At 65.1% G+C, this 22,962-nt stretch carries 26 protein-coding genes and 2 riboswitches; of the genes, 15 read left to right on the forward strand and 11 right to left on the reverse strand.

The features are described from left to right. Positions 1-3: 3 nt before the first annotated feature. The 5 genes from ACFMBG_RS01090 to ACFMBG_RS01110 form a co-directional block, all read right to left on the reverse strand. Positions 4-888: a polyprenyl synthetase family protein gene (locus ACFMBG_RS01090; protein ID WP_421052886.1), complete on the reverse strand. Its 885-nt coding sequence runs from the start codon at positions 886-888 to the stop codon at positions 4-6. Positions 889-891: 3 nt separating this feature from the next. Continuing rightward, a complete protein-coding gene (locus tag ACFMBG_RS01095; RefSeq protein WP_019297546.1) occupies positions 892-1,134 on the reverse strand; it encodes an exodeoxyribonuclease VII small subunit in 243 nt (80 codons plus the stop codon). Continuing rightward, positions 1,131-2,057, reverse strand: a complete 927-nt coding sequence (locus tag ACFMBG_RS01100) for a histone deacetylase family protein (protein ID WP_421052887.1) — start codon at positions 2,055-2,057, stop codon at positions 1,131-1,133. Before ACFMBG_RS01100 ends, ACFMBG_RS01095 begins: the two co-directional genes overlap by 4 nt. A 277-nt stretch (positions 2,058-2,334) precedes the next feature. Next, positions 2,335-3,036 (reverse strand): response regulator, encoded by a 702-nt coding sequence (locus ACFMBG_RS01105; protein ID WP_421052888.1) that lies wholly within the window; start codon positions 3,034-3,036, stop codon positions 2,335-2,337. Continuing rightward, entirely contained in the window at positions 3,033-3,545 is a 513-nt protein-coding gene (locus ACFMBG_RS01110; protein WP_008554519.1) for a MarR family winged helix-turn-helix transcriptional regulator, read from the reverse strand. Before ACFMBG_RS01110 ends, ACFMBG_RS01105 begins: the two co-directional genes overlap by 4 nt. A gap of 163 nt (positions 3,546-3,708) precedes the next feature. Between ACFMBG_RS01110 and ACFMBG_RS01115 the strand changes: the two genes are divergently transcribed. From ACFMBG_RS01115 to ACFMBG_RS01130, 4 genes are all read left to right on the forward strand, one after another. After that, the gene (locus ACFMBG_RS01115; RefSeq protein WP_421052889.1) at positions 3,709-4,575 is read left to right on the forward strand and encodes a branched-chain amino acid aminotransferase; all 867 of its coding nucleotides are present in this window, start codon (positions 3,709-3,711) and stop codon (positions 4,573-4,575) included. A gap of 209 nt (positions 4,576-4,784) precedes the next feature. Continuing rightward, positions 4,785-5,255 carry an MgtC/SapB family protein gene (locus ACFMBG_RS01120; RefSeq protein WP_421052890.1) on the forward strand — a complete coding sequence of 157 codons (471 nt, stop codon included), beginning with the start codon at positions 4,785-4,787 and terminating at the stop codon, positions 5,253-5,255. Between the two features lie 133 nt (positions 5,256-5,388). After that, positions 5,389-6,348, forward strand: coding sequence for an AraC family transcriptional regulator (locus ACFMBG_RS01125; RefSeq protein ID WP_421052891.1), 960 nt, complete (start codon positions 5,389-5,391; stop codon positions 6,346-6,348). Between the two features lie 138 nt (positions 6,349-6,486). Continuing rightward, on the forward strand, positions 6,487-6,858 hold the full coding sequence (locus ACFMBG_RS01130; protein ID WP_421052892.1) for an SPW repeat domain-containing protein: 372 nt from the start codon (positions 6,487-6,489) through the stop codon (positions 6,856-6,858). 3 nt (positions 6,859-6,861) lie between these two features. On the opposite strand, the gene ACFMBG_RS01135 is transcribed toward ACFMBG_RS01130, so the two are convergent. After that, positions 6,862-7,698 (reverse strand): LysR substrate-binding domain-containing protein, encoded by an 837-nt coding sequence (locus tag ACFMBG_RS01135; protein ID WP_421052893.1) that lies wholly within the window; start codon positions 7,696-7,698, stop codon positions 6,862-6,864. Positions 7,699-7,794: 96 nt separating this feature from the next. On the opposite strand from ACFMBG_RS01135, the gene ACFMBG_RS01140 reads away from it, so the two are divergent. After that, positions 7,795-8,499: an SDR family oxidoreductase gene (locus tag ACFMBG_RS01140; RefSeq protein ID WP_421052894.1), complete on the forward strand. Its 705-nt coding sequence runs from the start codon at positions 7,795-7,797 to the stop codon at positions 8,497-8,499. A 55-nt stretch (positions 8,500-8,554) separates the two neighbouring features. On the opposite strand, the gene ACFMBG_RS01145 is transcribed toward ACFMBG_RS01140, so the two are convergent. Beyond that, complete coding sequence (locus ACFMBG_RS01145) at positions 8,555-9,490, reverse strand: DMT family transporter (protein WP_421052895.1); 936 nt, start codon at positions 9,488-9,490, stop codon at positions 8,555-8,557. Between the two features lie 94 nt (positions 9,491-9,584). On the opposite strand from ACFMBG_RS01145, the gene ACFMBG_RS01150 reads away from it, so the two are divergent. Further along, positions 9,585-11,096 carry a malonate--CoA ligase gene (locus ACFMBG_RS01150; RefSeq protein ID WP_421052896.1) on the forward strand — a complete coding sequence of 504 codons (1,512 nt, stop codon included), beginning with the start codon at positions 9,585-9,587 and terminating at the stop codon, positions 11,094-11,096. A gap of 99 nt (positions 11,097-11,195) precedes the next feature. On the opposite strand, the gene ACFMBG_RS01155 is transcribed toward ACFMBG_RS01150, so the two are convergent. After that, a complete protein-coding gene (locus tag ACFMBG_RS01155) occupies positions 11,196-11,819 on the reverse strand; it encodes a cation efflux transmembrane domain-containing protein (protein ID WP_421052897.1) in 624 nt (207 codons plus the stop codon). Between the two features lie 73 nt (positions 11,820-11,892). Between ACFMBG_RS01155 and ACFMBG_RS01160 the strand changes: the two genes are divergently transcribed. Next, on the forward strand, positions 11,893-12,309 hold the full coding sequence (locus ACFMBG_RS01160; RefSeq protein ID WP_421052898.1) for a MerR family transcriptional regulator: 417 nt from the start codon (positions 11,893-11,895) through the stop codon (positions 12,307-12,309). A 65-nt stretch (positions 12,310-12,374) separates the two neighbouring features. On the opposite strand, the gene aroC is transcribed toward ACFMBG_RS01160, so the two are convergent. After that, on the reverse strand, positions 12,375-13,475 hold the full coding sequence (gene aroC / locus ACFMBG_RS01165; protein WP_421052899.1) for a chorismate synthase: 1,101 nt from the start codon (positions 13,473-13,475) through the stop codon (positions 12,375-12,377). A gap of 229 nt (positions 13,476-13,704) precedes the next feature. Beyond that, positions 13,705-13,796: riboswitch (TPP riboswitch) on the forward strand. A gap of 32 nt (positions 13,797-13,828) precedes the next feature. Here aroC and thiB point away from each other — a divergent pair. From thiB to ACFMBG_RS01180, 3 genes are read left to right on the forward strand one after another with little or no spacing between them, the layout of a single operon-like run. After that, positions 13,829-14,806, forward strand: a complete 978-nt coding sequence (thiB, locus tag ACFMBG_RS01170; RefSeq protein ID WP_421052900.1) for a thiamine ABC transporter substrate binding subunit — start codon at positions 13,829-13,831, stop codon at positions 14,804-14,806. Further along, positions 14,782-16,338, forward strand: coding sequence for a thiamine/thiamine pyrophosphate ABC transporter permease ThiP (locus ACFMBG_RS01175; RefSeq protein ID WP_421052901.1), 1,557 nt, complete (start codon positions 14,782-14,784; stop codon positions 16,336-16,338). Before thiB ends, ACFMBG_RS01175 begins: the two co-directional genes overlap by 25 nt. Beyond that, positions 16,325-17,017 carry a thiamine ABC transporter ATP-binding protein gene (locus ACFMBG_RS01180; protein ID WP_421052902.1) on the forward strand — a complete coding sequence of 231 codons (693 nt, stop codon included), beginning with the start codon at positions 16,325-16,327 and terminating at the stop codon, positions 17,015-17,017. The genes ACFMBG_RS01175 and ACFMBG_RS01180 overlap by 14 nt, the downstream gene beginning before the upstream one ends. A 90-nt stretch (positions 17,018-17,107) precedes the next feature. On the opposite strand, the gene ACFMBG_RS01185 is transcribed toward ACFMBG_RS01180, so the two are convergent. Further along, positions 17,108-17,545, reverse strand: coding sequence for a 6,7-dimethyl-8-ribityllumazine synthase (locus ACFMBG_RS01185; RefSeq protein ID WP_421052903.1), 438 nt, complete (start codon positions 17,543-17,545; stop codon positions 17,108-17,110). 79 nt (positions 17,546-17,624) lie between these two features. Then, positions 17,625-17,867, reverse strand: a riboswitch (FMN riboswitch). A gap of 56 nt (positions 17,868-17,923) precedes the next feature. Between ACFMBG_RS01185 and ACFMBG_RS01190 the strand changes: the two genes are divergently transcribed. From ACFMBG_RS01190 to ACFMBG_RS01210, 5 genes are all read left to right on the forward strand, one after another. Further along, positions 17,924-18,547, forward strand: coding sequence for an FMN-binding negative transcriptional regulator (locus tag ACFMBG_RS01190; protein ID WP_421052904.1), 624 nt, complete (start codon positions 17,924-17,926; stop codon positions 18,545-18,547). A gap of 99 nt (positions 18,548-18,646) precedes the next feature. After that, positions 18,647-19,249, forward strand: coding sequence for a glutathione S-transferase (locus ACFMBG_RS01195; protein WP_421052905.1), 603 nt, complete (start codon positions 18,647-18,649; stop codon positions 19,247-19,249). 212 nt (positions 19,250-19,461) lie between these two features. Beyond that, positions 19,462-20,022 carry a ubiquinol-cytochrome c reductase iron-sulfur subunit gene (petA, locus tag ACFMBG_RS01200; protein WP_421052906.1) on the forward strand — a complete coding sequence of 187 codons (561 nt, stop codon included), beginning with the start codon at positions 19,462-19,464 and terminating at the stop codon, positions 20,020-20,022. A 12-nt stretch (positions 20,023-20,034) separates the two neighbouring features. Beyond that, a complete protein-coding gene (gene petB / locus ACFMBG_RS01205; RefSeq protein WP_421052907.1) occupies positions 20,035-21,369 on the forward strand; it encodes a cytochrome b in 1,335 nt (444 codons plus the stop codon). A 19-nt stretch (positions 21,370-21,388) separates the two neighbouring features. After that, positions 21,389-22,174, forward strand: a complete 786-nt coding sequence (locus ACFMBG_RS01210; protein WP_421052908.1) for a cytochrome c1 — start codon at positions 21,389-21,391, stop codon at positions 22,172-22,174. A gap of 154 nt (positions 22,175-22,328) precedes the next feature. On the opposite strand, the gene ACFMBG_RS01215 is transcribed toward ACFMBG_RS01210, so the two are convergent. Further along, positions 22,329-22,766 carry a glyoxalase superfamily protein gene (locus ACFMBG_RS01215; RefSeq protein WP_421052909.1) on the reverse strand — a complete coding sequence of 146 codons (438 nt, stop codon included), beginning with the start codon at positions 22,764-22,766 and terminating at the stop codon, positions 22,329-22,331. Positions 22,767-22,962: the final 196 nt, after the last annotated feature.

A 22,962-nucleotide genomic window follows, 5' to 3' on the forward strand; every position in this document is an offset into this window, starting at 1 on the left:
GGGTTAGCTGTCGCGCGCAATAACGAAACGCGCGGCTTCCTTCAAGGTTTCAGCCTTAGCGCCATAAGGGGCAAGTGCTGCGCAGGCGTCCTCGCACAGGGCGCTTGCGCGGGCTTTTGCCTCCACCAGCCCCAGCAGCGAGACAAAGGTTGCCTTGCCGGCATCGGCGTCCTTGCGCACGGCCTTGCCGACCTTGGCGGCATCGCCTTCCACATCCAAGATGTCGTCGGCGATCTGGAAGGCAAGGCCAAGGGCGCGTGCGTATTGCCGCAGCGGTGCCGGGTCGTCGCCCGCCAGTACGGCGCCCGCGGTGGCGGACCATTCGATCAGGCAGCCGGTCTTGCGGCCTTGCAGTTTGGTGATCTGCTCCAGCGTCAGCGGCACGTCGGCGGTTTCGGCGGCAATGTCCAGCATCTGGCCCGAGACCATGCCGTCCTTGCCGGAGGACTGCGCCAGGTCGCGGATCAGGGTCAGCGCATGGGGCCCAACCTTGGGCGCTGCCAGCAGCTCAAAGGCGAAGGTTTGCAGGCTGTCGCCCGCCAGAACCGCCATTGCCTCATCCCATTTCCGGTGCACCGTGGGCTGGCCGCGGCGCAGGTCGTCGTCGTCCATGCAGGGCAGGTCGTCATGCACCAATGAGTAGGCGTGGATGCATTCAATGGCGAGCGCGGCCTCGATGGCCGCCTCCGCCGGGACGCCGTGCAGGCGGGCGCTCTCCAGCACCAGGAAGCCGCGCAGCATCTTGCCGCCGGTGATGGCGTAACGCATCGCAGCGTGCAGCTCGTCGCTGCCCGCCAGCCGCATCTCCATATGCGCGGTGATGCGGGCCTGTGCGTCTTTCAGCGCCTCCGAAAAGGGGCGTGTCCGGGTGTCTGCGGCGGCGGTCATGGTTCAGCCGGCGTCCAGCGGCTGGGTGCCCTTGGGGGTGCCGTTGGCGTCCAGGGTGATCGCGGCGACCTTTTCCTCGGCGCGTTTCAGCTCATCCTCGCAGCGTTTCTTCAGCGCCGCGCCGCGTTCGTACAGCGCGATGGAAGCATCCAGCGCCACGTCGCCGCGCTCCAGCTGGTCCACCACGCCTTCCAGCTCACGCATCGCCTGTTCAAAGCTCATCTGGTCTACGGGGGTCTCAGTCATGCCGGTGCCTTCATCAATTCTTCCACATGCGCGCGCGTTGCGGCGGCCAGCGCGTTCAGATCATATCCGCCTTCCAAAGTCGAGACGATACGGCCCTGGCACAGTTCACTTGCAAGTTTGCAGAGTTCGGCGGTGAGCCAGGCGAAATCCGCGGTCGCCCAGTTCAGATTGGCCAGCGGGTCGTCCTGATGGGCGTCAAAGCCTGCGGAGATGATGACCAGCTCAGGCTTGAAAGCCCGCAGGCGGGGGAAGGCCTGGTCCTCATAAGCGGCCTGCATCTCCGCCCGGCCGGAGCCCGGCGCCAGCGGCATGTTGAGGATCTGGCCATGGGCTCCGTCTTCATCCGGGCGGCCGGAGCCGGGCCACAGCGGCATCTGCTGGCTGGTGATCACCAGCGCGCGCGGCTCGTCCCACAGAAGGTCCTGGGTGCCGTTGCCGTGGTGCACGTCGAAATCCACCACCGCGACGCGGCTGAGCCCATGATGGTCCAGCGCGTGTTTGGCGGCCAGGGCCGCATTGCCGAACAGGCAAAAGCCCATTGCAGTGTCTGTTTCCGCGTGATGCCCCGGCGGGCGCACCGCGGCAAAGGCGTTCTGCACCTCGCCGCCCAGCACCATATCGACGCCGCGCACAACCGCACCGGCCGCCCGGAAGGCCGCGTCCAGCGAGCCGGGGGACATGAAGGTGTCGCCGTCGATCTGCGCCCAGCCCTCTTCCGGGGAGGCCTTGCGCAGGTCCGAGAGATAGGAGGCCGGGTGGATGCGCAGGATGTCGTCCTCCGCCGCCATCGGCGCGGTGACCCGTTTCAGGTCCAGCGGCTCCAGCGCGTGCAGGATGTGTTCCAGCCGCGCCACCCGTTCGGGGTGGCCCTCCGGTGTGACGTGATTGAGGCAATCCGCGTGGGTGATCAGGGCGGTGGTCATGGGCGCGTTCCTCCGGCTGCGGGACTTGGCGCGACCCTAGGGGGCGGGGGGCTGTGGCTGCAAGGAAAAACCGGGGGGTGACATGCGTGCACCGGGCGTGCACCCCCTGTGCACCGGTGCGGTGCTGATTGATCAGACTGGAGGGGGCGCTGCCCCCGGCCCTGGCGGAGTGGGACTCTACCCCGTTCGGCCCTGAAACCGTCCTCCCGGACGGTTTCCAAGACGGGCCTCACCCCCCCCGGGATATTTCCGGCCAGAAGAAGAGGCGGGCTCTGTGTTAGTCCGGTGCCAGCATGTAACCCGCGCCGCGCACCGTTTGCAGGTATTGCGGCTGTTTCGGGTTCGGCTCGATCTTGCGGCGCAGGCGGGTGATCTGAACGTCCACCGCGCGTTCCTGCGCCTGGCCGCGGTCGCGGCCCAGGTCCTCGACCAGCTTGGTGCGGGAGACCGGCTCACCGGGCTGGGCCGAGAAGATTTTCATCAGCTGGCTTTCGGTGCCGGTGAGGCGGATCAGCTCATCGCCCTGCCACATCTCGCCGCGCTCGATGTCATAGCGGATGGAGCCCAGATGCAGCACTTTGGGGGCGCTGTCCTGCGTCGTGGTGTCCGGCATCCGCCGCAGGATGGCATTCACCCGCAGCAAGAGCTCCTTGGGCTCGAAGGGTTTGGGCAGGTAGTCGTCCGCGCCGGCCTCCAGCCCCGTAATCCGGTCTTCGGTCTCGCCCTTGGCGGTGAGCAGCAGGATCGGTGTGGCCATGGTCTCGCGCAGCGATTGGGTCAGCGAGATGCCGTCCTCGCCCGGCATCATCACGTCCATGATGATCAGGTCGAAATCCAGCCCCGCCAGCACCCGCCGGGCATGCGCCGCATCGCGCGCCGCGGTGACCAGGAAGCCCGAACGCATCAGGAATTTCTTCAGCAGGCCGCGGATCCGCTCGTCATCGTCCACGATCAGGAGATGGGCGTCATGCATGCTCATGCACCCGTTTCCCGCAGCTTGGCATAGGCGCGGCGCATGTCGGCATCCATCATCGCTTCCAGCACCTTCTTGAAACCCTGCACCGCTTCGGGGCCTGCGTCCTTGTAGGCGGCGCGCATCCGGGCGCGCTGGGCGTCCGACAGGGTGGCCTCCAGCGCCGCGCCCTGTTCCGTCAGGTAGAGGTGGCGCTCGCGCTTATCGAGCTCGCCCACCTTGCTTTCGACCAGGCCGTCGCCGATCAGGGTGCGCAGCACCCGGTTCAGCGACTGTTTGGTCACACCCAGAATGCTGAGCAGGTTGTTCACCGTGGTGCCGGGGGAGCGGTTGATGAAGTGGATCGCCCGGTGGTGCGCCCGGCCATAGGACAGTTCCGCCAGGATGCGGTCCGGATCGGCGGTAAAGCCGCGGTAGGCAAAGAACATCGCCTCGATCCCCTGGCGCAGCTGTTCATCTGTCAGAAACAGCAGGCTCTCGCCGCTGTACCCCTGCCCTGTCCGGCCTTCAGGCATTCGGTGCCCCCTCGTTTGTCTTGCCGGTCAGTTTATGTCAGTGTTGTTGACATTCCAAGGGTGAAGATGTATCGAATCCCAGCTTTGGCGCAATATTGTGTCCGGACCGGTCATAATTTGCGCAATTAATGAAAATCACCGCAGAGTTTCAGGAGGGTGCGGCATGGCAGGTTATGACGACCGCGACGGTGTGATCTGGATGGATGGGGAGCTGGTCGACTGGCGGGATGCCAAGGTGCATATCCTGACCCATGCGATGCATTATGCCTCCTCGGTGTTCGAGGGCGAGCGCGCCTATAACGGCAAGATCTTCAAGAGCCGCGAGCATTCCGAGCGGCTGGTCGCCTCGGCCAAGGCGCTGGACATGCCGATGCCCTACACCGTCGACCAGATCGAGGCGGCCAAGGAAGAGACGCTGAAGGCCTCCGGCCTGCAGGACGCCTATGTGCGGGCGCTGGTGTGGCGCGGCGCGGGCGAGGACATGGGCGTTGCCTCGGCCCGCAACCCGGTGCGCATGGCCATCGCCGTCTGGGGCTGGGGCGCCTACTATGGCGACGCCAAGATGAAGGGTGCCAAGCTCGACATCGCGGAGTGGAAACGCCCGAGCCCGGAAACCATCCCGGTGCACGCCAAGGCGGCGGGCCTCTACATGATCTGCACCATCTCCAAGCACAAGGCGGAGGCCAAGGGCTGCTCGGATGCGCTGTTCATGGATTACCGCGGCTATGTGGCGGAGGCGACCGGCGCCAACGTCTTCTTCGTGAAGGACGGCGAGGTGCATACGCCGCTGCCGGACTGCTTCCTCAACGGGCTGACCCGGCAGACCGTGATCCAGATGCTGAAGGACAAGGGCATCACCGTGCACGAGCGCCACATCAAGCCGGAAGAGATGGAAGGCTTTGAGCAGTGCTGGCTGACCGGCACCGCTGCCGAGGTCACCCCGGTGGGCGAGATCGGCCCCTACAAGTTCGAAGTCGGCACCCTGACCCGCGAGATCGCCGAGGACTACGAGAAGCTGGTCCGCGCCTAAGAACCCGCCAGGACTGAGTGGAAAACCCCCGCCCGCGTGCGGGGGTTTTTCTTTGCGGATGCAGTGCCGGGCCGCATGTCACAGCTTGCAGCGGCTTGACCCATTTTCCTGCACATTTTCAGCCGCTGTGCCATAGTCGGGCATATTGCTGAAAAGTCATTGCAGGGCATGCCGTGCGCCGTTGCCTGCAAAAGAGGAACGGGAACGCGATGGACCTGAGCATTGCCTATGTGAGTTATCTTGAACTGGGCCTGCGGCTGATCTGCGCCGCGGCTGCCGGGGCGCTTCTGGGTCTGGACCGGGAGCTGCGGCACCGCAAGGTGGGCATGCGGACCTACATGATTGTCTCGCTTGGGGCGGCGGGGTTCACGCTGATCACCATGGAAATGTCGATGGAGGCGCTGAGCCTTGAGATGGGGGCTGATCCCACCCGCATCATGCAGGGGCTTGTCGGGGCGATCGGCTTTCTTGGCGCCGGGGCGATCATCCAGGGGGATGAGCGGGTCGGGGGCATGGCGACGGCAGCCAGCCTGTGGGTGGCCGGAGGCGTCGGCATGGCATCGGGGCTTGGGTATTATGTGCACGCGATGCTGCTGGCGCTGGGCGCTGCCGGCATTCTCGCGATGAGCCGGCTGATGAGCAACCGCGGCAGTGAGGACCGGCCGGACATCCATGACTGACGCCGCGCTGGGGTATTGCCGCTAGGCTGCGCCGTTCCTGCGGCCGTGGCGAGGCTTTGCCCGGGCGTTCACATTCCCTTGCAGATCGTCCGGGACCATGGACGGCGGGTGCCAGACGCTTAACATCAAGGCCATGTTGGACCTGCTCAGCGATATCCTCACCCGGCTGTCCCTCAAGGGGACGCTCTATTTCCGCACCTCCTTCACGCCGCCGTTCGGGGTCCAGGTGCCGGATTATCAAAACGTCGCGCGGTTCCACTTTGTTCAGCGCGGCGAGCTGAATGTGCATGTGCCTGCGAGCGGGGAGACGCTGCGGCTGAAGCAGGGCGATCTGGTGCTGATCCCGCATGGCGCGGCGCATATGCTCTTGTGCAACGAGGTGCAGCCGCTGGAGGCACTGCCGCTGGAGCAGGTGCTGCAGGAGGCGGGCTATGACGGCGGCGGGGTGCTGGTCTATGGCGGCGCGGAGGAGGTGCGCGATACCCAGCTGATCTGCGGTCATTTCTCTTTCGCTGCCCTGCCGGGGCGGCGTGGTGCCGGCCATATGCTGATCGACCGGCTGCCGCCCTATATCGTGATCGAGAACTACGGCGAGGCTGCCGGGGCCTGGATCGAGGCGACGCTGCGGATGATCGGTTCCGAGGTGAATGGTGCCCGCATTGGCGGCGACCTGATTGCGCTGAAACTGTCCGAGGTGCTGTTTGCCCAGGCGATCCGCGCCTATTTGGAGCATCAGAGCCCCAGCGGCTCGGCGCTGGCGGGGTTTGCCGATCCGCGCATTTCGCGGGCGCTGACGGCGTTCCACCAGGCGCCTGCCAGGGAGTGGAGCGTTGAAGGCCTGGCGCGGGAGGCCGGCATGTCGCGTACTGCCTTTGCGCAGGAGTTCGCCGCCAAGATGGAGGTGACGCCGATGCAGTACCTGACCAGCTGGCGGATGCAGATCGCCTGTCAGGGGCTGGCGGAGCAGGGGCTGAATGTGGCCGATGCGGCGGAGATTGCCGGCTATGCTTCCGAGGCGGCGTTCTCCCGCGTGTTCCGCAAGCAAGTGGGCATGTCGCCCGCGGCCTACCGGCAGCAGCATGCCGCGGCCTGACTTGCTGAGGCGTCCACCGTTTGAACGATCTGCAAGATTTGGGGGTGGATCTGAAATTCACCGTTCCAGGTGATTGGGCCAATCTGGGGCCAGAGCCGTTACAGCGGCCAAGACACCTCAGTAACAAGGACCTGACCCATGCCCCTGCGATTCGTGACCCGTACCATCCATGCTTATCTCGACTATCCTGTGGCCGCCGCCCTGATGGGGCTGCCGTTTCTGCTGGGACTTGGCGAAAGCAATCCGCTGGCGCTGTGGCTGTCGGTGGCAACCGGCATCGCCGCTTTTGTCCTGACGGTGCTGACCGACCACCACCTCGGCCTGATCCGGGTGCTGCCCTACAAGCTGCATCTGGCCGTTGACCTGATTGTCGGCATCACTTTCCTTGCGGCGCCTTTCCTCTTCGGCTTTGCCGGGCTGGATTCGGCCTTTTATCTGCTGAACGGGGCTGCGGTGGTTGCGGTGATTTCGCTCAGCGCGCCGGAAGAGACCGAGGCAGCGTCCGCCTGACCGTTATTGGCGCAGCAGCCAGTCCACCACTGCCTTGGCCCGGCCCTGTGCGCTGGGCCACAGCACGTAGAACCCCTGATCGCCCAGGCGCGGCGCCTGCCACAGGATCTCCAGCGGCTGGCCGCCCAGGAAAATCCGCGGCACCAGGGCGATGCCCTGGCCATTCACCGCGGCATCCATTGCGAGCGCGGTCTGGTTGAATTGCAGGACCCGTCCCTTGGCCGTGAGCCCCTCCTGCCGCAGCAGCAGGTCCCAGTGCCGGTGTCCGTCCTGGATCAGCGTATGCTGGGCGAGATCAGCCAACTCCAAGGATTCTTCCTGTGTTAGAGCCGAATCCGGTTTGGCCACGGCCACCAGATCCACCAGCGACAGGAGGGCGGAGTTCAAACTGCTCTCCTGCGGTTTGCTGCCCTGGCGGATGGCAATGTCGATGCCGTCGCGCTTGAAATTTGTCAGATTTTCCTCGGCGACCACCCTCAGGTCGATGTCCGGGTGCCGCGCCTCAAATTCCGGCAGCCGCGGCACCAGCCATTTTGAGGCAAAGGAAGGCGGCACCGATAGCGTCACCCGCTGCACTGCCGGGGCCAGCTTGTCGGTAGCTTCGCGGATCAGCGCCAGGGCCTGTTGCACCGGCACATGGTAGCTGCGCCCGGTGTCGGTCAGCGTCAGCCCGCGGGCGTGGCGGTGGAACAGCTTGTGTCCCAGATCCGCCTCCAGCCTGCGCACCTGCTGCGCCACCGCGCCCTGCGTCAGGTGCAGTTCCTCTGCCGCGCGGCCGAAGTTCAGGTGGCGGGCGGCGGCGTCGAACATCCGCAGGGCATTGAGGTTGGGCAGGCGCATGAGGTCTCAGCCAGTAGATTTGCTACAGTCTGGCGCGATGAGACATGATTGGTCAAGCGCGCCCTTCGCCGCCATCTTGGGGGCAAGCAAAGGAGTATGGATATGACCAAGGTTGCTCTCTTCACCGCCGCCGGAAGCGGTATGGGCGCGGATGCTGCCCGCCATCTTCATTCGCAGGGGTATGAGGTTGCGATCCTCTCCTCCTCCGGCAAGGGCGAGGCCCTGGCGCAGGAGCTGGGCGGGGTGGGGCATACAGGCTCCAATCTGGAGCAAAGCGATCTGCAGGCGCTGGTGGACAAGGCGATGGGCCGCTGGGGGCGTATTGATGTGCTGGTCAATTCCGCGGGCCACGGGCCCAAGGGCGATATCCTGGAGATCAGCGACGACGACTGGCATCTGGGGATGGAATATTACCTGATGAACGTGATCCGCCCTTCGCGGCTGGTGGCGCCGATCATGGCGGCGCAGGGCAAGGGGTCGATCATCAACATCTCCACCTTTGCCGTGTTCGAGCCGGATCCGCTGTTCCCGACCTCCGGCGTGTTCCGGGCCGGGCTGGCGAGCTTTACCAAGCTGTTTGCTGACAAGTTTGCGGCCCAGGGCGTGCGGATGAACAACGTGCTGCCGGGCTTTATCGACAGCCTGCCGGAGACTGAGGACCGCAAGGCGCGGATCCCGATGGGACGCTACGGTACCGCGCGCGAGGTGTCTGCGCTGGTGGCCTATCTGGCCTCGGATGATGCGGCCTATACCACCGGGCAGAACATTCGCGTGGACGGTGGTTTGACCCGCGCGATTTGAGCCAGGCTGATTGGGGAGCAGGCTCAACTGTCGGAAAACCCCTTGTTAGAGCCTGTTATCCGCCCTTGGGGTCGATCAGCGGCTTGGCCTTGCCGCGCCGCAGGCCCAGCCGGTGCTCGCGCCAGATCACCAGCACATTGCCGGCAATGACCAGCGCCGCGCCTGCCAGCATCACCAGCGTTGGCCATTCATCGAACCAGACATAACCGATGACGATGGCAAAGATCATCGAGGCGTAATCGTAGGGTGCCAGCATCGAGGCCGGCGCAAAGCGGTAGGAGGAGGTGACCAGGATCTGCGCCACCCCGCCGACCAGCCCGGCGCTGACCAGCAGCGCGGCGGTTTGTGCGTCCGGCATCACCCAGCCGAACGGCGCGGTCAGCAGCGCGAGGCCGGAGGCTGTCAGCGAGAAGTAGAACACGATGGCCGCGGTATGCTCCGACTGCACCATGCGGCGGATGTGGATCTGCACGAAGCCGCGGGCGACGGTGGCGGCGACCACCAGCAGAACGCCCAGCATGGCGCCATCGCCGAGGTCGCCGCCAAGGCGGGGCCAGATCATGATCAGAACGCCCAAGAGGCCGATGGCCACGGCACTGATCCGCACCATGCGGATGGTCTCGCCCAGGAACAGCGCCGCCAGGATCAGGGTGAAGATCGGGGTGGCATAGCCGATGGCAGTGACCTCCGGCAGCGGCAGCAGCGCCAGCCCCATGAAGGTCATCCCCATCGCCGAGGTGCCGACCAGCCCGCGCCACACGTGAAACATCGGCTTTTTGGTGATCAGCCCCTGGCGCAGCTGGCCCCGCGCTGCCAGCCAGACCACGATCACCGGAATCGCAAAGAAGGAGCGGAAGAACACCGCCTCGCCCGCCGGCACGGTCTCGGAGGTGGCCTTGATGATCCCGGACAGCGCCGTGAACAGCGCAATCGCGGTCACCTTCAGCAGGACCGCCAGCACAGGCCGATGCGATGTTAAGGATTCCGCCATGGCGCGACCCTGCGCCCAAGCGCCGCAAAGATCAATGGCTTGATTTCGGCTCGCGGGGGGGCGCAAATGGCGTCGACAGATGAAGGAGCCGCCGATGTATGACGCCAACCACCTGATCCGCCAGCTGCGTGAGTCTTCTGTTGGGCGCGAGGACGATGTTTTTGCCCGGCTTCCCGGTGGCGGCACGGTTACATTCGGTGCGCTGTTTGCCGGGGCGGAGCGGATGGCGTCGGCGCTGGCGGGGCAGGGCGTTCAGCCCGGGGACCGGGTGGCGGTGCAGGTTCAGAAAACCATCCAGGCGATTGAGCTGTACCTGGGCACGGTGATGGCGGGCGGCATCTTTCTGCCGCTCAACACTGCCTATACCGGGCCGGAGGTCGCCTATTTCGTTGGCGACGCAACGCCCCGGGTGGTGGTCTGCGATCCTGCGCGGCTGGAGGAGATCAGCGCGGTCTCCGGCGAGGCCAAGGTGCTGACACTGGATGCGGCGGGGCAGGGCAGCTTGCGGGATCTGGCGGACGGGCAGGGCGGCTTTGATCCGGTGGCCCGGCAGGCGGATGATCTGGCGGCGATCCTTTATACCTCCGGCACCACCGGCCGTTCCAAGGGCGCGATGCTGAGCCATGACAATCTGGCCTCCAACTCGCTTACCCTGCGGGATTACTGGCGGTTCACCAAGGACGACGTGCTGATCCACGCTTTGCCGATCTTCCACACCCACGGGCTGTTTGTGGCGACCAATGTGGCGCTGTTTGCAGGCGCTCAGGTGGTGTTTCTGCCGGGGTTTGATGCCGATGCCATTCTTGAGGCAATGCCCAAGGCCACGGCGCTGATGGGGGTGCCGACCTTTTACACCCGCTTGCTGGCGGATGCGCGGCTGACGCCGGAGCGTGCTGCAAACATGCGCCTGTTCATCTCCGGCTCCGCACCGTTGCTGGTGGACACCCACGAGCAGTGGGAGGCCCGCACCGGCCACCGCATCCTGGAACGCTACGGGATGACCGAAACCAATATGAGCACGTCGAACCCCTATGACGGCGAGCGCCGGGCCGGCACCGTCGGTTTCCCGCTGCCGGGGGTGGAGGCGCGGGTCATCAAGGACGGGGCCGAGGTGCCGGTGGGAGAGATCGGCGTGCTGGAGGTGCGGGGGCCGAATGTGTTCCAGGGCTATTGGCAGATGCCGGAAAAGACGGCGGAGGAATTGCAGGCCGATGGCTGGTTCATCACCGGCGACATGGCGAGGATCGATGCCGACGGCTATGTCACCATTGTCGGGCGCGAGAAGGATCTGATCATCACCGGCGGCTTCAATGTCTACCCCAAGGAGGTGGAAAGCCTGATCGACGACCTGCCCGGCGTGCTGGAAAGCGCGGTGATCGGCGTGCCGCATCCCGACTTCGGCGAGGGTGTGGTGGCCGTGGTGGTGCCGGAGGGCGAGGGCACCAGTGCTGAGGCCATCAAGACGGCTCTGTCCGGGCATTTGGCCAAGTTCAAGCAGCCCAAGGAGATCATCCTGCTGGAGGCCTTGCCGCGCAACACCATGGGCAAGGTGCAGAAAAAAGCCCTGCGCGAAGCATACGCAGGGCTGTTTGCTCAAGCGACATAGGGCGGTGCCTGTCCGCGGGCGGAAGCGAAGCGCCCGCCCATGGGGGCGGACGGGCGCTGCCCGTGCCGCAAGCGGCACAGGCGAATAGGGTCAATGGGTTTACGCGTGCGCTTCTTCCTCGCGCCACTCGCGAACCGCCTGCACCAGAATCTGGAAGGCGGAGTTCAGGAACAGCCCGGCCATGATGCCGGCCACGATCAGGTCGGGCCAACCGGTGGCCGTGCCCCAGACCCCCAAGGCCGCAATCATCACCGCGACATTGCCGATCGCGTCATTGCGCGAGCACAGCCAGACCGAGCGCACATTGGCGTCGCCGTCCTTGTAGCGCACCAGCAGCAGTACCGAGATCAGGTTGGCCGCCAGCGCCATGAAGCCGATCGCCCCCATGATATGGGCCTGCGGCACGCCGACGTAGAACACCTGATAGACGGTGGAGCCGAACACCCAGAGCCCCATCAGCAGGAGGCTGATCCCCTTGCCGAGCGCGGCCAGCGCCCGGGTGCGCAGGGTGGCGCCGATCACTGCCAGCGAGATGCCATAGGTCAGCGCGTCCCCCAGAAAATCCAGCGCGTCCGCCTTCAGCGCCTGGCTGCCGGACAGCTGGCCCGCGCCCATTTCCACCGCGAACATGCCGGCGTTGATGGCGATCACCAGCCAAAGCCTGCGTTTGTAGTCCGCCGATACCCCCTCAAACCGGGCCTCATGATTGCAGCAGCCTGCCATTGCTCTTGTCCTCATTCCTGATTCGAGACCAATGTAGGGCCTCTAGTCACTAGAGCATCAAGAGGTCTCTGAAATGTTTTCCATCGGTCAGCTGTCCAAGGCCACTGGCGTGAAGGTTCCCACCATCCGCTATTACGAGGAGATCGGCCTGCTGCCGGAGCCGGGCCGCAATGCCGGTAACCAGCGCCGCTACGGGCAGGACGGCATGGATGCGCTGGGCTTCATCAAGCACGCCCGCGACCTTGGGTTTTCGCTGGAGGACATCAAGGCGCTGATGGGGCTGGACGGCCACTTGGGGGACGACTGCGCCGAGGCCGACCGGATTGCCCGCAGCCAGTTGCAGAACGTGCGCGCGCGGATTGCCAGGCTGGAGCGCCTGGCCGCGGAGCTGGAGCGGATCAGCCACCTGTGCGACGGCGGCAGTGGCGGCTGCTGCAAGGTGCTGACCGCGCTGGGCGACCATAGCCAATGCGCAAGCGAGCATGATTGAGGGCGCAGGCTGAGAGGATCTGCCCGAACCATATCCGGGCAAACTTCTTTGTTAGAGCCTGATCCCTAGCCGATGCGGCCTTGGTTTTCGCCAATCTGGCCGCGGTGCAGCAGCAGGTGGTCCAGGATCACGCAGGCCATCATTGCCTCGGCCACCGGCACCGCGCGGATGCCGACGCAGGGGTCGTGGCGGCCCTTGGTGATCACCTCGGTGGCGGAGCCGTCCTTGCGGATCGACTTGCGCGGGGTGAGGATCGAGGAGGTCGGCTTGACCGCAAAACGCACCACAACATCCTGCCCGGTGGAGATCCCGCCCAGGATGCCGCCGGCGTGGTTCGACGAATACTCAGGGCCGTTTTCGCCCATGAAAATCTCGTCGGCGTTTTCCGAGCCCTTCAGCCGCGCGGCATTCATGCCTTCGCCGATCTCGACGCCTTTGACCGCGTTGATCGACATCATCGCGGCCGCCAGATCGGTGTCGAGCTTTCCATAAACCGGCGCGCCGATGCCGGCGGGAACGCCGCGCGCCACCACCTCGACCACGGCGCCAACCGAGTCATGCGCCTTGCGCAGGGCCTGCAGATAGTCTTCCCACTCCTGCACTGCGCCTGCATCGGGGATCCAGAAGTCATTCTGCTCGATCGCGTCCCAGTCAAAGCGGCTGCGGTCGATCTCCAGCTCGCCCATTTGGGTCATGTAGCCCTTGATCTCCAGCCCCGGCACCAGCGCCTTGATTGCTTCACGTGCAACACCGCCGGCCGCAACCCGCGCTGCGGTTTCGCGCGCCGAGGAGCGGCCGCCGCCGCGGTAGTCGCGGTTGCCGTATTTCTGGAAATAGGTGATGTCGGCGTGTCCCGGGCGGAAGGTCTGGGAAATCTCGCCGTAGTCCTTGGACCGCTGGTCGGTGTTTTCGATCATCAGCTGGATCGGGGTGCCGGTCGATTTGCCCTCGAACACGCCGGACAGGATCTTCACCGCGTCCGGCTCGTTGCGCTGGGTGGTGTTCTTGTTCTGGCCGGGGCGGCGCTTGTCCAGCCACTGTTGCAGCATTTCCGGCTCCAGCGGCACGTTTGGCGGGCAGCCGTCGACGGTGGCGCCAAGCGCGGGCCCGTGGCTCTCGCCCCAGGTGGTGACGCGGAAGAGGTGTCCAAAGCTGTTCATCGACATGAGGCGCGGTCTCCTTTGGGCCGTGCTTAGCGGGCAGGGGCCTGTCTCTCAAGAGGATTCCTGTGCGGCACACCGGGCAGAGGCGCTGCCCCCGCCGCCTGCGGCGGCTCCCCCGGGATATTTTCAGCCAGAAGAACAGGGGATCCTGGTTCCGGGCGGTCCAGTTTGCCTGAACCGTAGGTCCTGGCCGGAGTTTGGCTTGTGTTTGCTGCGCCTGAGGCATAATGTCCGCGCCACCTCGGGGTGCGCGCGAGCGCTGAGATGACACCCGTTGAACCTGAACCGGATCACACCGGCGGAGGGAAGGTACTGGACAGCCTCCACCCTTGCCCAAAGCCGCAAAGGAGGATGGCATGAAACATCTTGCATTTGCAGCGGGACTGCTCGGCGCCTCGGCAGCCTTTGCCGAAACGCCCGAACTGGTCGTTTACACCTATGACAGCTTTGTCTCCGATTGGGGCCCCGGCCCGGCGGTGGAAGAAGCGTTTGAGGAAGTTTGCGGCTGCGACCTGAAACTGGTCGGCGCGGGCGACGGCGCGGCGCTGCTGGCGCGGGTCAAGCTGGAGGGCGAACGCTCGGACGCCGACGTCGTGCTGGGCCTCGACACCAACCTGACCGCGGCGGCCAAGGAAACCGGCCTGTTTGCCGATCATTCGGTCAGCGCCGACTATGCGCTGCCGGTCGAGTGGAACGACGCGACATTTGTGCCGTATGACTGGGGCTACTTTGCCTTTGTCCATAACGCCGATGCGGCGGCGCCTGCGGATTTCAAGGCGCTGGCTGCCAGCGACAAGAAGATCGTGATCCAGGACCCGCGCTCCTCGACCCCCGGGCTGGGCCTGCTGCTGTGGGTGAAAGCAGCCTATGGCGATGAGGCGCCGGAGATCTGGAAGGGCCTCTCTGACAACGTGGTGACCGTGACCAAGGGCTGGTCCGAGGCTTACGGCATGTTCCTGGAAGGCGAGGCCGACATGGTGCTCTCCTACACCACCTCGCCTGCGTACCACCTGATTGCGGAGGAAGATGCCTCCAAGGCTGCCGCGGCTTTCGACGAAGGCCACTACATGCAGGTGGAGGTTGCCGGCAAGCTGGCGAACACCGATCAGCCGGAGCTGGCGGACCAGTTCCTGGCCTTCATGGTGTCGGACGCGTTCCAGTCGATCATCCCGACCACCAACTGGATGTATCCGGCGGTGACGCCCGAGGGCGGGCTGCCCGAAGGGTTCGGCACTTTGATCGCGCCGGAGAAATCCCTGCTGCTGAGCGAGACCGAAGCCGCTGCAGTACGTGATGCGGCGCTGGGCGAATGGCTGGACGCGCTCAGCCAGTAAGCGCGTTTGCCGGGACCAGCGCGGCTCTGCTTGTCGCCGCGCTGATCCTGGGAACGCTGGGGGCCGTTGCCCTTCGGGCTGAGGCCGGGAGCGGGTTTGCCGCCAGCGACTGGGCCGCGCTGCGGTTCACGCTGACCCAGGCGAGCCTGTCGGCGCTGCTGAGCGTTGGCCTTGCGATCCCGGTCGCCCGCGCACTGGCGCGGCGGCGGTTTCCCGGGCGGCGGCTGCTGGTTGCGCTTTTGGGCGCGCCCTTCATCCTGCCTGTCATTGTTGCCATTCTTGGTTTGCTGGCCGTCTTCGGCCGGGCTGGCTGGCTGAGCCAGGGGCTGACTTTCCTCGGGTTAGAGCCTGTTCAGATCTACGGGCTGCACGGGGTGGTGCTGGCGCATGTCTTCTTCAACCTGCCGCTGGCCACCCGGCTGATCCTGCAGGGCTGGCAGGAGATCCCTGCCGAGCGCTTCCGCCTGGCGGCGCAGCTGGATGCCGGGCCGCTGGCGATGTGGCGGCTGCTGGAAGGGCCGATGCTGCGGCGGGTTGCGCCTGGCGCGCTGGCGGTGGTCTTTGCCATTTGCCTGTCGAGCTTTGCGGTGGCGCTGACTTTGGGCGGCGGTCCCCGGGCAACTACCATAGAACTCGCGATCTATCAGGCGTTCCGGTTTGATTTTGACTTGGGCCGGGCGGCGCTGCTGTCGGGCATGCAACTGGTGCTGACAGGCGCCGCCGCGCTGGTGGCGCTGCGGGTTTCGGCAGGGGAGGGCTTTGGCGCCGGGCTGGACCGCGTGGTGCGGCGCTGGGACGGGCAAAGCGCCTTGGCGCGCGCCTTGGATGGCTTTTGGATTATCACGTCCGCTGCCTTTCTGCTGCTGCCGCTGGCTGCGATCGTGCTGGCCGGGCTGCCGGGGCTCATGGGCTTGAAGGGCACGGTCTGGCTGGCCGCGGGGACTTCCATTCTGGTGGCGGCGCTCAGCACCGTGATCCTGCTGGCGCTGGCCTTGCCGATGGCCGCTGCCGTCGCGGCGGGGCGGAACGGCTTGACCGAGCTGTCGGGCATCCTGGGGCTTGCGGCCTCGCCGCTGGTGATCGGCACCGGGCTGTTCATTCTGATTTACCCGGTTGCCGACCCCTTTGCGCTGGCGCTGCCGGTGACGGCGCTGGTCAATGCGGTGATGGCGCTGCCGTTTGCCATGCGAATCCTGGTGCCCCGCGCGCGCGAGGTGCTGGCGCGTTATGGCCGGCTGTCGCTGTCGCTGGACATGCGGGGCTGGGCTTTTGTCCGCGGGGTCTATTTGCCGCGCATGAGGGCGCAGACGGGATTTGCCGCCGGGCTGGCCGCGGCCCTGTCGATGGGGGATCTGGGGGTGGTGGCGCTGTTTGCCGATCCGGATTTCGCAACCTTGCCGTTGCAGATCTACCGTTTGATGGGGGCCTACCGGATGGAGGCCGCGGCGGCTGCGGCGCTGCTGTTGCTCATGCTCTCGATGGGGGCATTCTGGATCCTGGACCGCGGAGGGCGCTGGCATGCTGAGGCTTGAGACCTGCCGGATCATGAACGGCGATTACGCGGTGGAGGCGGATCTGGAGATCAGCCCCGGCGCCTGCGTGGCGGTGATCGGCCCGTCCGGTGCCGGGAAATCCACGCTGGTGGAGGCAGTTGCCGGTTTTCTGCCGGTCATCCGAGGGCGGATATCGTGGAACGGCTCGGACCTGACGCACAGTCCGCCGGGCAAGCGGCCGGTGGCAATGCTGTTTCAGGACGGCAACCTGTTTCCGCATCTGACCGTGGCGCAGAATGTCGGCCTGGGGCTGCAAGCAAACCTGCGGCTGAGCCAGGCGGAGTGGCGCCAGGTAGAGGCGGCGCTGGAGCGGGTCGGCCTTGGCGGCATGGGCGGCCGCAAGCCTGCGGCGCTGTCGGGCGGTCAGCAAAGCCGGGTGGCCTTGGCGCGGGTGCTGGTGCAGGGGCGCGACATCCTGCTGCTGGATGAACCCTTTGCCGCGCTTGGCCCGGCGCTGAAGGCTGAGATGCTGGACCTGGTGGCGGAGCTTGCCCGCGAAAACGGGGCGACAGTGCTGATGGTCAGCCATGACCCGAATGACGCCCGCCGGATTGCGGACCAGGTTGTGCTGGTGGCGGAGGGCAAGGCGTATCCGCCGCAGCAGACAGCGGAGTTGCTGGACAACCCGCCGCCTGCCTTGAAGGCGTATTTGGGGTGAACCCTGGCCGGGTCGCTTGCGGCCCGGCCTGCGCCTGCCTGCCCCCGGCAGGCGCATTCGCGCCAGCCCCGGCAGGCGCAGGCCTCTGATTTACGCGGCCAGCGCCGCTTCCCGTGTTTTGGTGATCATCAGTGCGGCATTGGCGGCCTCGCGCCCCTTCTCCACGAAATGCGCGCGGTAGATGGCGTTATGATGCTCGGTCTCCTGATACTGATGCGGGGTCAGCGAAACTGAAAGCACCGGCACTCCGGTGTCCATGCCGGCGCGCATCAGACCGTCGACCACCGCCTGGGCCACAAAGTCATGCCGGTAGATACCGCCATCCACCACAAAGGCGGCGCAGGCCACTGCAGCGTATTTTCCGGTCTTGGCAAGCTCCTGCGCCAGAAGCGGCATCTCGAAGGCGCCGGGCACATCGAACACATCGACCTGGTCCGCCGGGATCAGCTGCAGGAAGCCTTCCAGCGCCCGGTCCACGATATCAGCGTGCCATTGCGCCTTGATGAAGGCATAGCGGGTGTGTGTCATGTCGTAATCTCCTTGTGTGTCTGACACGTCACCCAAGGCGATCACGAACAGACGGGCGCACGTCATCCGTGGCTCGTCTGCACGTTCTCTTCCATCCGGACTGTGACCGTCGGCTCTGGAATCGCACCAGATCTGCTGACACTTCTTTGTTGGCTCCACAGCTTGGTCCGAAAACCGGTTCCCGTTCGTGCTGAACTTGAACCAATGGCGTTCATCACTCACTTCGGGCTGTGGACGCGTCAAACGCAGAAGCCGCTCGCGGGCTTACAGGTCTTGCCTGCTTACCGCCGGTGGGGAATTCCGCCCCGCCCTGAGAACGAAATGGACCTTGCCAACAGGTGCCGGGATTTTCAAGAGTTGCTGTGAAGGAGACCGCCCATGCATCCCAATCCGGTTTTCCACGATGCCGATACCGCGCAGAACCTCGGTTTTGCCCGGGAGCGGGCCTTTGGCGTGCTGGCCGTTTCCACCGAAGGCGCACCGCTGATCAGCCATGTGCCGTTCCTGATTTCCGAAGACGGGATATGGGCAGACCTGCATCTGGTGCGCTCCAATCCCATCGTGCGGGCACTGAAGGAAGTGCGGCAGGCCAAGCTCGCGGTGACCGGGCCTGACGGCTATGTCTCGCCGGACTGGTACGGGGTGCCGGATCAGGTACCGACCTGGAATTATGTCGCGGTGCATCTGACCGGCGAGCTGGAGCTGCGCCCGGACGCGGAATTGCGTGGGTTGCTGGACCGTCAGGCGGCCTTTTACGAGGCGCGGCTGGCGCCGAAACCGCCCTGGACCACGGGCAAGATGGATGCGGAGGCACTGGCCCGGATGATGCGGATGATCGTGCCCGCCCGGATGCGGATCACGGGCGTCGATGGCACCTGGAAGCTGAGCCAGAACAAACCGGAGGCCGCACGCGACGCGGCAGCAGAGATGATTGCCGGCGGGATCGGTGCGGAGCTGGAGGAACTGGCGGCGCTAATGCGCCGGGTCCCGGCCAAGTCTTAACGTGTGATTGCGCGCGGCCACAGGCGCGCAGAGCGGCAAATGCCCCTTCCCCTCAGCCCGGCTTTCAGTACGCTGCGGCAAAACACCGGAGGATTTCCCATGAAGCTCACTTATTCCCAAGCATCCCCCTTTGCCCGCAAGGTCGTCGTGCTGCTGCATGAAACCGGGCAGGCGGAGGATGTCGAAATCCAGGATGTCACAACCACGCCCTTGAAGCCCAGCCCGGACGTGAAGGCCAGCAACCCGCTCGCCAAGATCCCGGCGCTGGAGCGCAATGACGGGCCGGCGCTGTATGACAGCCGGGTGATCTGCGCCTATCTGGATGAGCGGGCAGGCGGCAAGCTGTACGGCCGCGGCTGGGACAGCAAGGTGCTGGAGGCAACCGCGGACGGGATCATGGATGCGGCGGTGCTGATGTCCTATGAAAAGCGGCTGCGCCCCGAGGAAAAACAGTGGGACGGCTGGCTGGACGCGCAGCGGGATAAGGTGCTGGGCGGCTGCGCGGCGCTGAATGCGCGCTGGATGAGCCATCTGCGGGGGCCGCTGGATATCGGCCAGATCGCGGTGGCCTGCGCGCTGGCCTATGTGGACTTCCGCCACCCGGACACGAACTGGCGCCAGGGCAACGAGGCGCTTGCGGAGTGGTTCACCGAGTTCGAATCGCGTCCCGCAATGCAGGCGACAAAACCGCCCGCGGCCTGAGCGCTGACCCTTGAAACATGCATGTGCCGCACAGATATGGGTGCGGCACTGTCACACAGGCGTGACAGAATTGCCGTCTGCGGCTTTCTGCGCGCCCATGACCGCTGGACGAACGGCTTTCTCCCCGCTAGACACGCGCCAGAGTCACTGCGAGCGATCGCGGTGCATGCGCATGTTTGCCCTAAACGGGCGCTGGAATTGGAGAAAACCTCGTGTCCCACGCAGAAGACCACGAAGGAACCCGGAGAGATTTCCTCTACTACGCCACTGCCGGCGCCGGGGCAGTGACTGCGGGTGCCGCCGTATGGCCCCTGGTCAACCAGATGAACCCCTCCGCCGACGTTAAAGCGCTGTCCTCGATCCTGGTCGATGTCAGCGGCGTGGAAGTTGGCACGCAGATTTCGGTCATGTTCCTGGGCAAGCCGGTGTTCATCCGCCGCCGCACCCAGGAAGAGATCGACGCCGCCCGTGCCGTGGAGCTGTCCGAGCTGATCGACCCGCGGTCGGAAAACCCGAACAAGCCGGGCACCGACGCGGCTGACGTCAACCGCACCATGGACGAAGCCGGCGAATGGCTGGTGATGATGGGTGTTTGCACCCATCTGGGCTGTGTGCCGCTGGGCGACGGTGCCGGCGAATTCAACGGCTGGTTCTGCCCCTGCCACGGCTCGCACTACGACACCGCAGGCCGCATCCGCAAAGGCCCGGCGCCGGAGAACCTGCACGTGCCGGTGGCTGAGTTCACCGACGCCAACACCATCAAGCTGGGATAAGGAAACGCGCTCATGTCCGGTATTCCGCACGACCATTACGAGCCGAAGACAGGCGCAGAGAAGTGGCTGCACAGCCGCCTGCCCATCGTCGGCCTGATCTATGACACCATCATGATCCCCACCCCCAAGAACCTGAACTGGTGGTGGATCTGGGGCATCGTCCTGGCGTTCTGCCTGGCGCTGCAGATCGTCACCGGCATCGTCCTGGTGATGCATTACACCCCGCACGTTGACATGGCCTTTGCCAGCGTCGAGCACATCATGCGCAACGTGAACGGCGGCCACATGCTGCGCTACCTTCACATGAACGGCGCCTCGCTGTTCTTCGTTGCCGTCTACATCCACATCTTCCGCGGCCTGTACTACGGCTCCTACAAGGCGCCCCGCGAGATCACCTGGATTGTCGGCATGCTGATCTACCTGCTGATGATGGGCACCGCCTTCATGGGCTACGTGCTGCCGTGGGGCCAGATGTCCTTCTGGGGCGCGACCGTGATCACCGGCCTGTTCGGCGCGATCCCGTTCATCGGCGAAGCGATCCAGACCTGGCTGCTGGGCGGACCGGCGGTGGACAACGCTACCCTGAACCGCTTCTTCTCGCTGCACTACCTGCTGCCCTTCGTGATCGCAGCGCTGGTGATCGTGCACATCTGGGCCTTCCACACCACCGGCAACAACAACCCCACCGGTGTTGACGTCCGCAAGGGCTCCAAGGCCGAAGCCGAGAAAGACACCCTGCCGTTCTGGCCGTACTTCGTGATCAAGGACTTCCTGGGCCTGGCCGTTGTGCTGGTGATTTTCTGGGCGATCGTCGGCTTCATGCCGAACTACCTGGGCCACCCGGACAACTACATCGAAGCCAACCCGCTGGTGACCCCGGCGCACATCGTTCCGGAATGGTACTTCCTGCCGTTCTACGCGATCCTGCGTGCCTTCACCTCGGAAGTCTGGGTCGTGCAGTTCGCCTCCTTCATCACCGGCGGCATCGTGGATGCGAAGTTCTTTGGCGTGATCGCCATGTTCGGCGCGATCCTGGCGATGGCCCTGGCGCCCTGGCTGGACACCTCGCGCGTCCGTTCGGGCCGCTACCGCCCGATGTTCAAGTGGTGGTTCGCGCTGCTGGTGATCGACTTCTTCGCCCTGATGTGGCTGGGCGCGATGCCGGCGGAAGAGCCCTATGCATCGTTCTCGCTGATCGCATCGGCCTATTGGTTCGGCTACTTCTTCGTGATCCTGCCGCTGCTGGGCGTGATCGAGAAGCCGCTGCCGCAACCGGCGACCATCGAAGAGGATTTCGAGGCTCACTATGTCAAGAAGTCTTCCGCTGAAGCCACTCCTGCCGAGTAAGAAGAAGGAACACCTAGCAATGTTCAAGAAACTGGCAACCGGTGCCGCCTTCGCTCTGGCCCTGATCCCTGCTGCGTCTTTCGCAGCAGGCGGGGCAGGCCACATCGAAGACTACGACTTCTCCTTCGAGGGTCCGTTCGGCACCTATGACCGCAACCAGCTGCAGCGCGGCCTGCAGGTCTACACCGAAGTCTGCGCAGCCTGCCACGGGCTGAAGCTGGTTCCGATCCGCACCCTGTCCGACGAGGGCGGGCCGCAGATGCCCGAAGACCAGGTGCGGGCCTACGCAGCTGACAACTTCAGCGTCTATGATCCGGCACTGGATGAAGACCGCCCGGCCAAGCCGGTCGACAACTTCCCGGAGAACAACAACGCTGGCGCCCCGGACCTCAGCATGATGGCCAAGGCGCGCGCGGGCTTCCACGGCCCCTACGGCCTGGGCCTGAACCAGCTGTTCAAGGGCATGGGCGGTGCCGAATACATCGCCTCGCTGCTGGCGGGCTACACCGGCGAGACCAAAGAGGAAGCCGGCACCACCTTCTATGAAAACACCGCCTTCCCGGGCGGCTGGATCTCGATGGCGCCGCCGCTGTCGGATGAGCAGGTGGAATTTGCCGATGGCCACGCCAACGACGTGGAAGCCATGTCGCAGGACGTCGCGGCCTTCCTGATGTGGACTGCCGAGCCCAAGATGATGGCGCGCAAGCAGGCCGGTTTTGTCGGCGTGCTGTTCCTGACCGTTCTGTCGGTGCTGCTGTACCTGACCAACAAGAAGCTGTGGGCGCCGCACAAGGGCAAAGAGTGATCCCTGGCGGATCGCTGACAGAGTGAAACAGGAACCCCCGCAGGCGTGGCTTGCGGGGGTTCTTCCTTTCTGAGGGGAAGGGGGCGCTGCCCCCCTGCGCGCGGCGCGCGCATTCACCCCGGGGTATTGGGGACCAGAAAGAAACAGGTCCGGATCATGCCAGCGGGCTGACCGTCAGATGCGGGAGCCCGTTTGAAGTCTTCTGCGGCGAGCGGTCTTCGGCATTGATGACTGCGGACACCCGGTGGCGCCAGGACGAGAAGCTTTCGAATTGGACCACATCCACGGGCGTATCGAACTGCAGGGTGATCCGCCGGTGGCCGCTGCTGCCGCAAGCGGCGAGCCCGTGGACATAGCCCGTGAACGGCTGTCCCAGGTAGCGGCCTTCGACCCGCATCCCGACCTGAAGCTCTGGCGTGTTGGAAGCGCGTGCAGAGAGGGTGTTCCAGTCGCGGAAGCCGTAATACCGGGCGATCCGCTCCAAAGCGGTGCTGTGGCTGATGGGGTGGCCCTGGGCCTTGGAATGATTGCGCAGCAGCCGCGCTTCGGTCTTGAGCTGTTGAACGGATGGAAGGGCAGAGGAAGTCTGCATGGATTGACCTTTCGCAAAAGGGTGCAAATGCCGTGGCAGACAGGGCTCGCGTTGCTGTCCGGGCGTGCACCCAGGCGTCAGGATAAACCTTTTCCGGATTTCACCATGGCCAGAGGCCGCGAGCGGCAGGTATCCGGGACCGTTGCAAGGTCATAGCGTGGCCAGTGCCGGGGTGCAAATCTTCAAAGAACGGGCT

The sequence above is a fragment of the Leisingera coralii genome, from assembly GCF_049056525.1.
GTDB lineage: Bacteria > Pseudomonadota > Alphaproteobacteria > Rhodobacterales > Rhodobacteraceae > Leisingera > Leisingera coralii.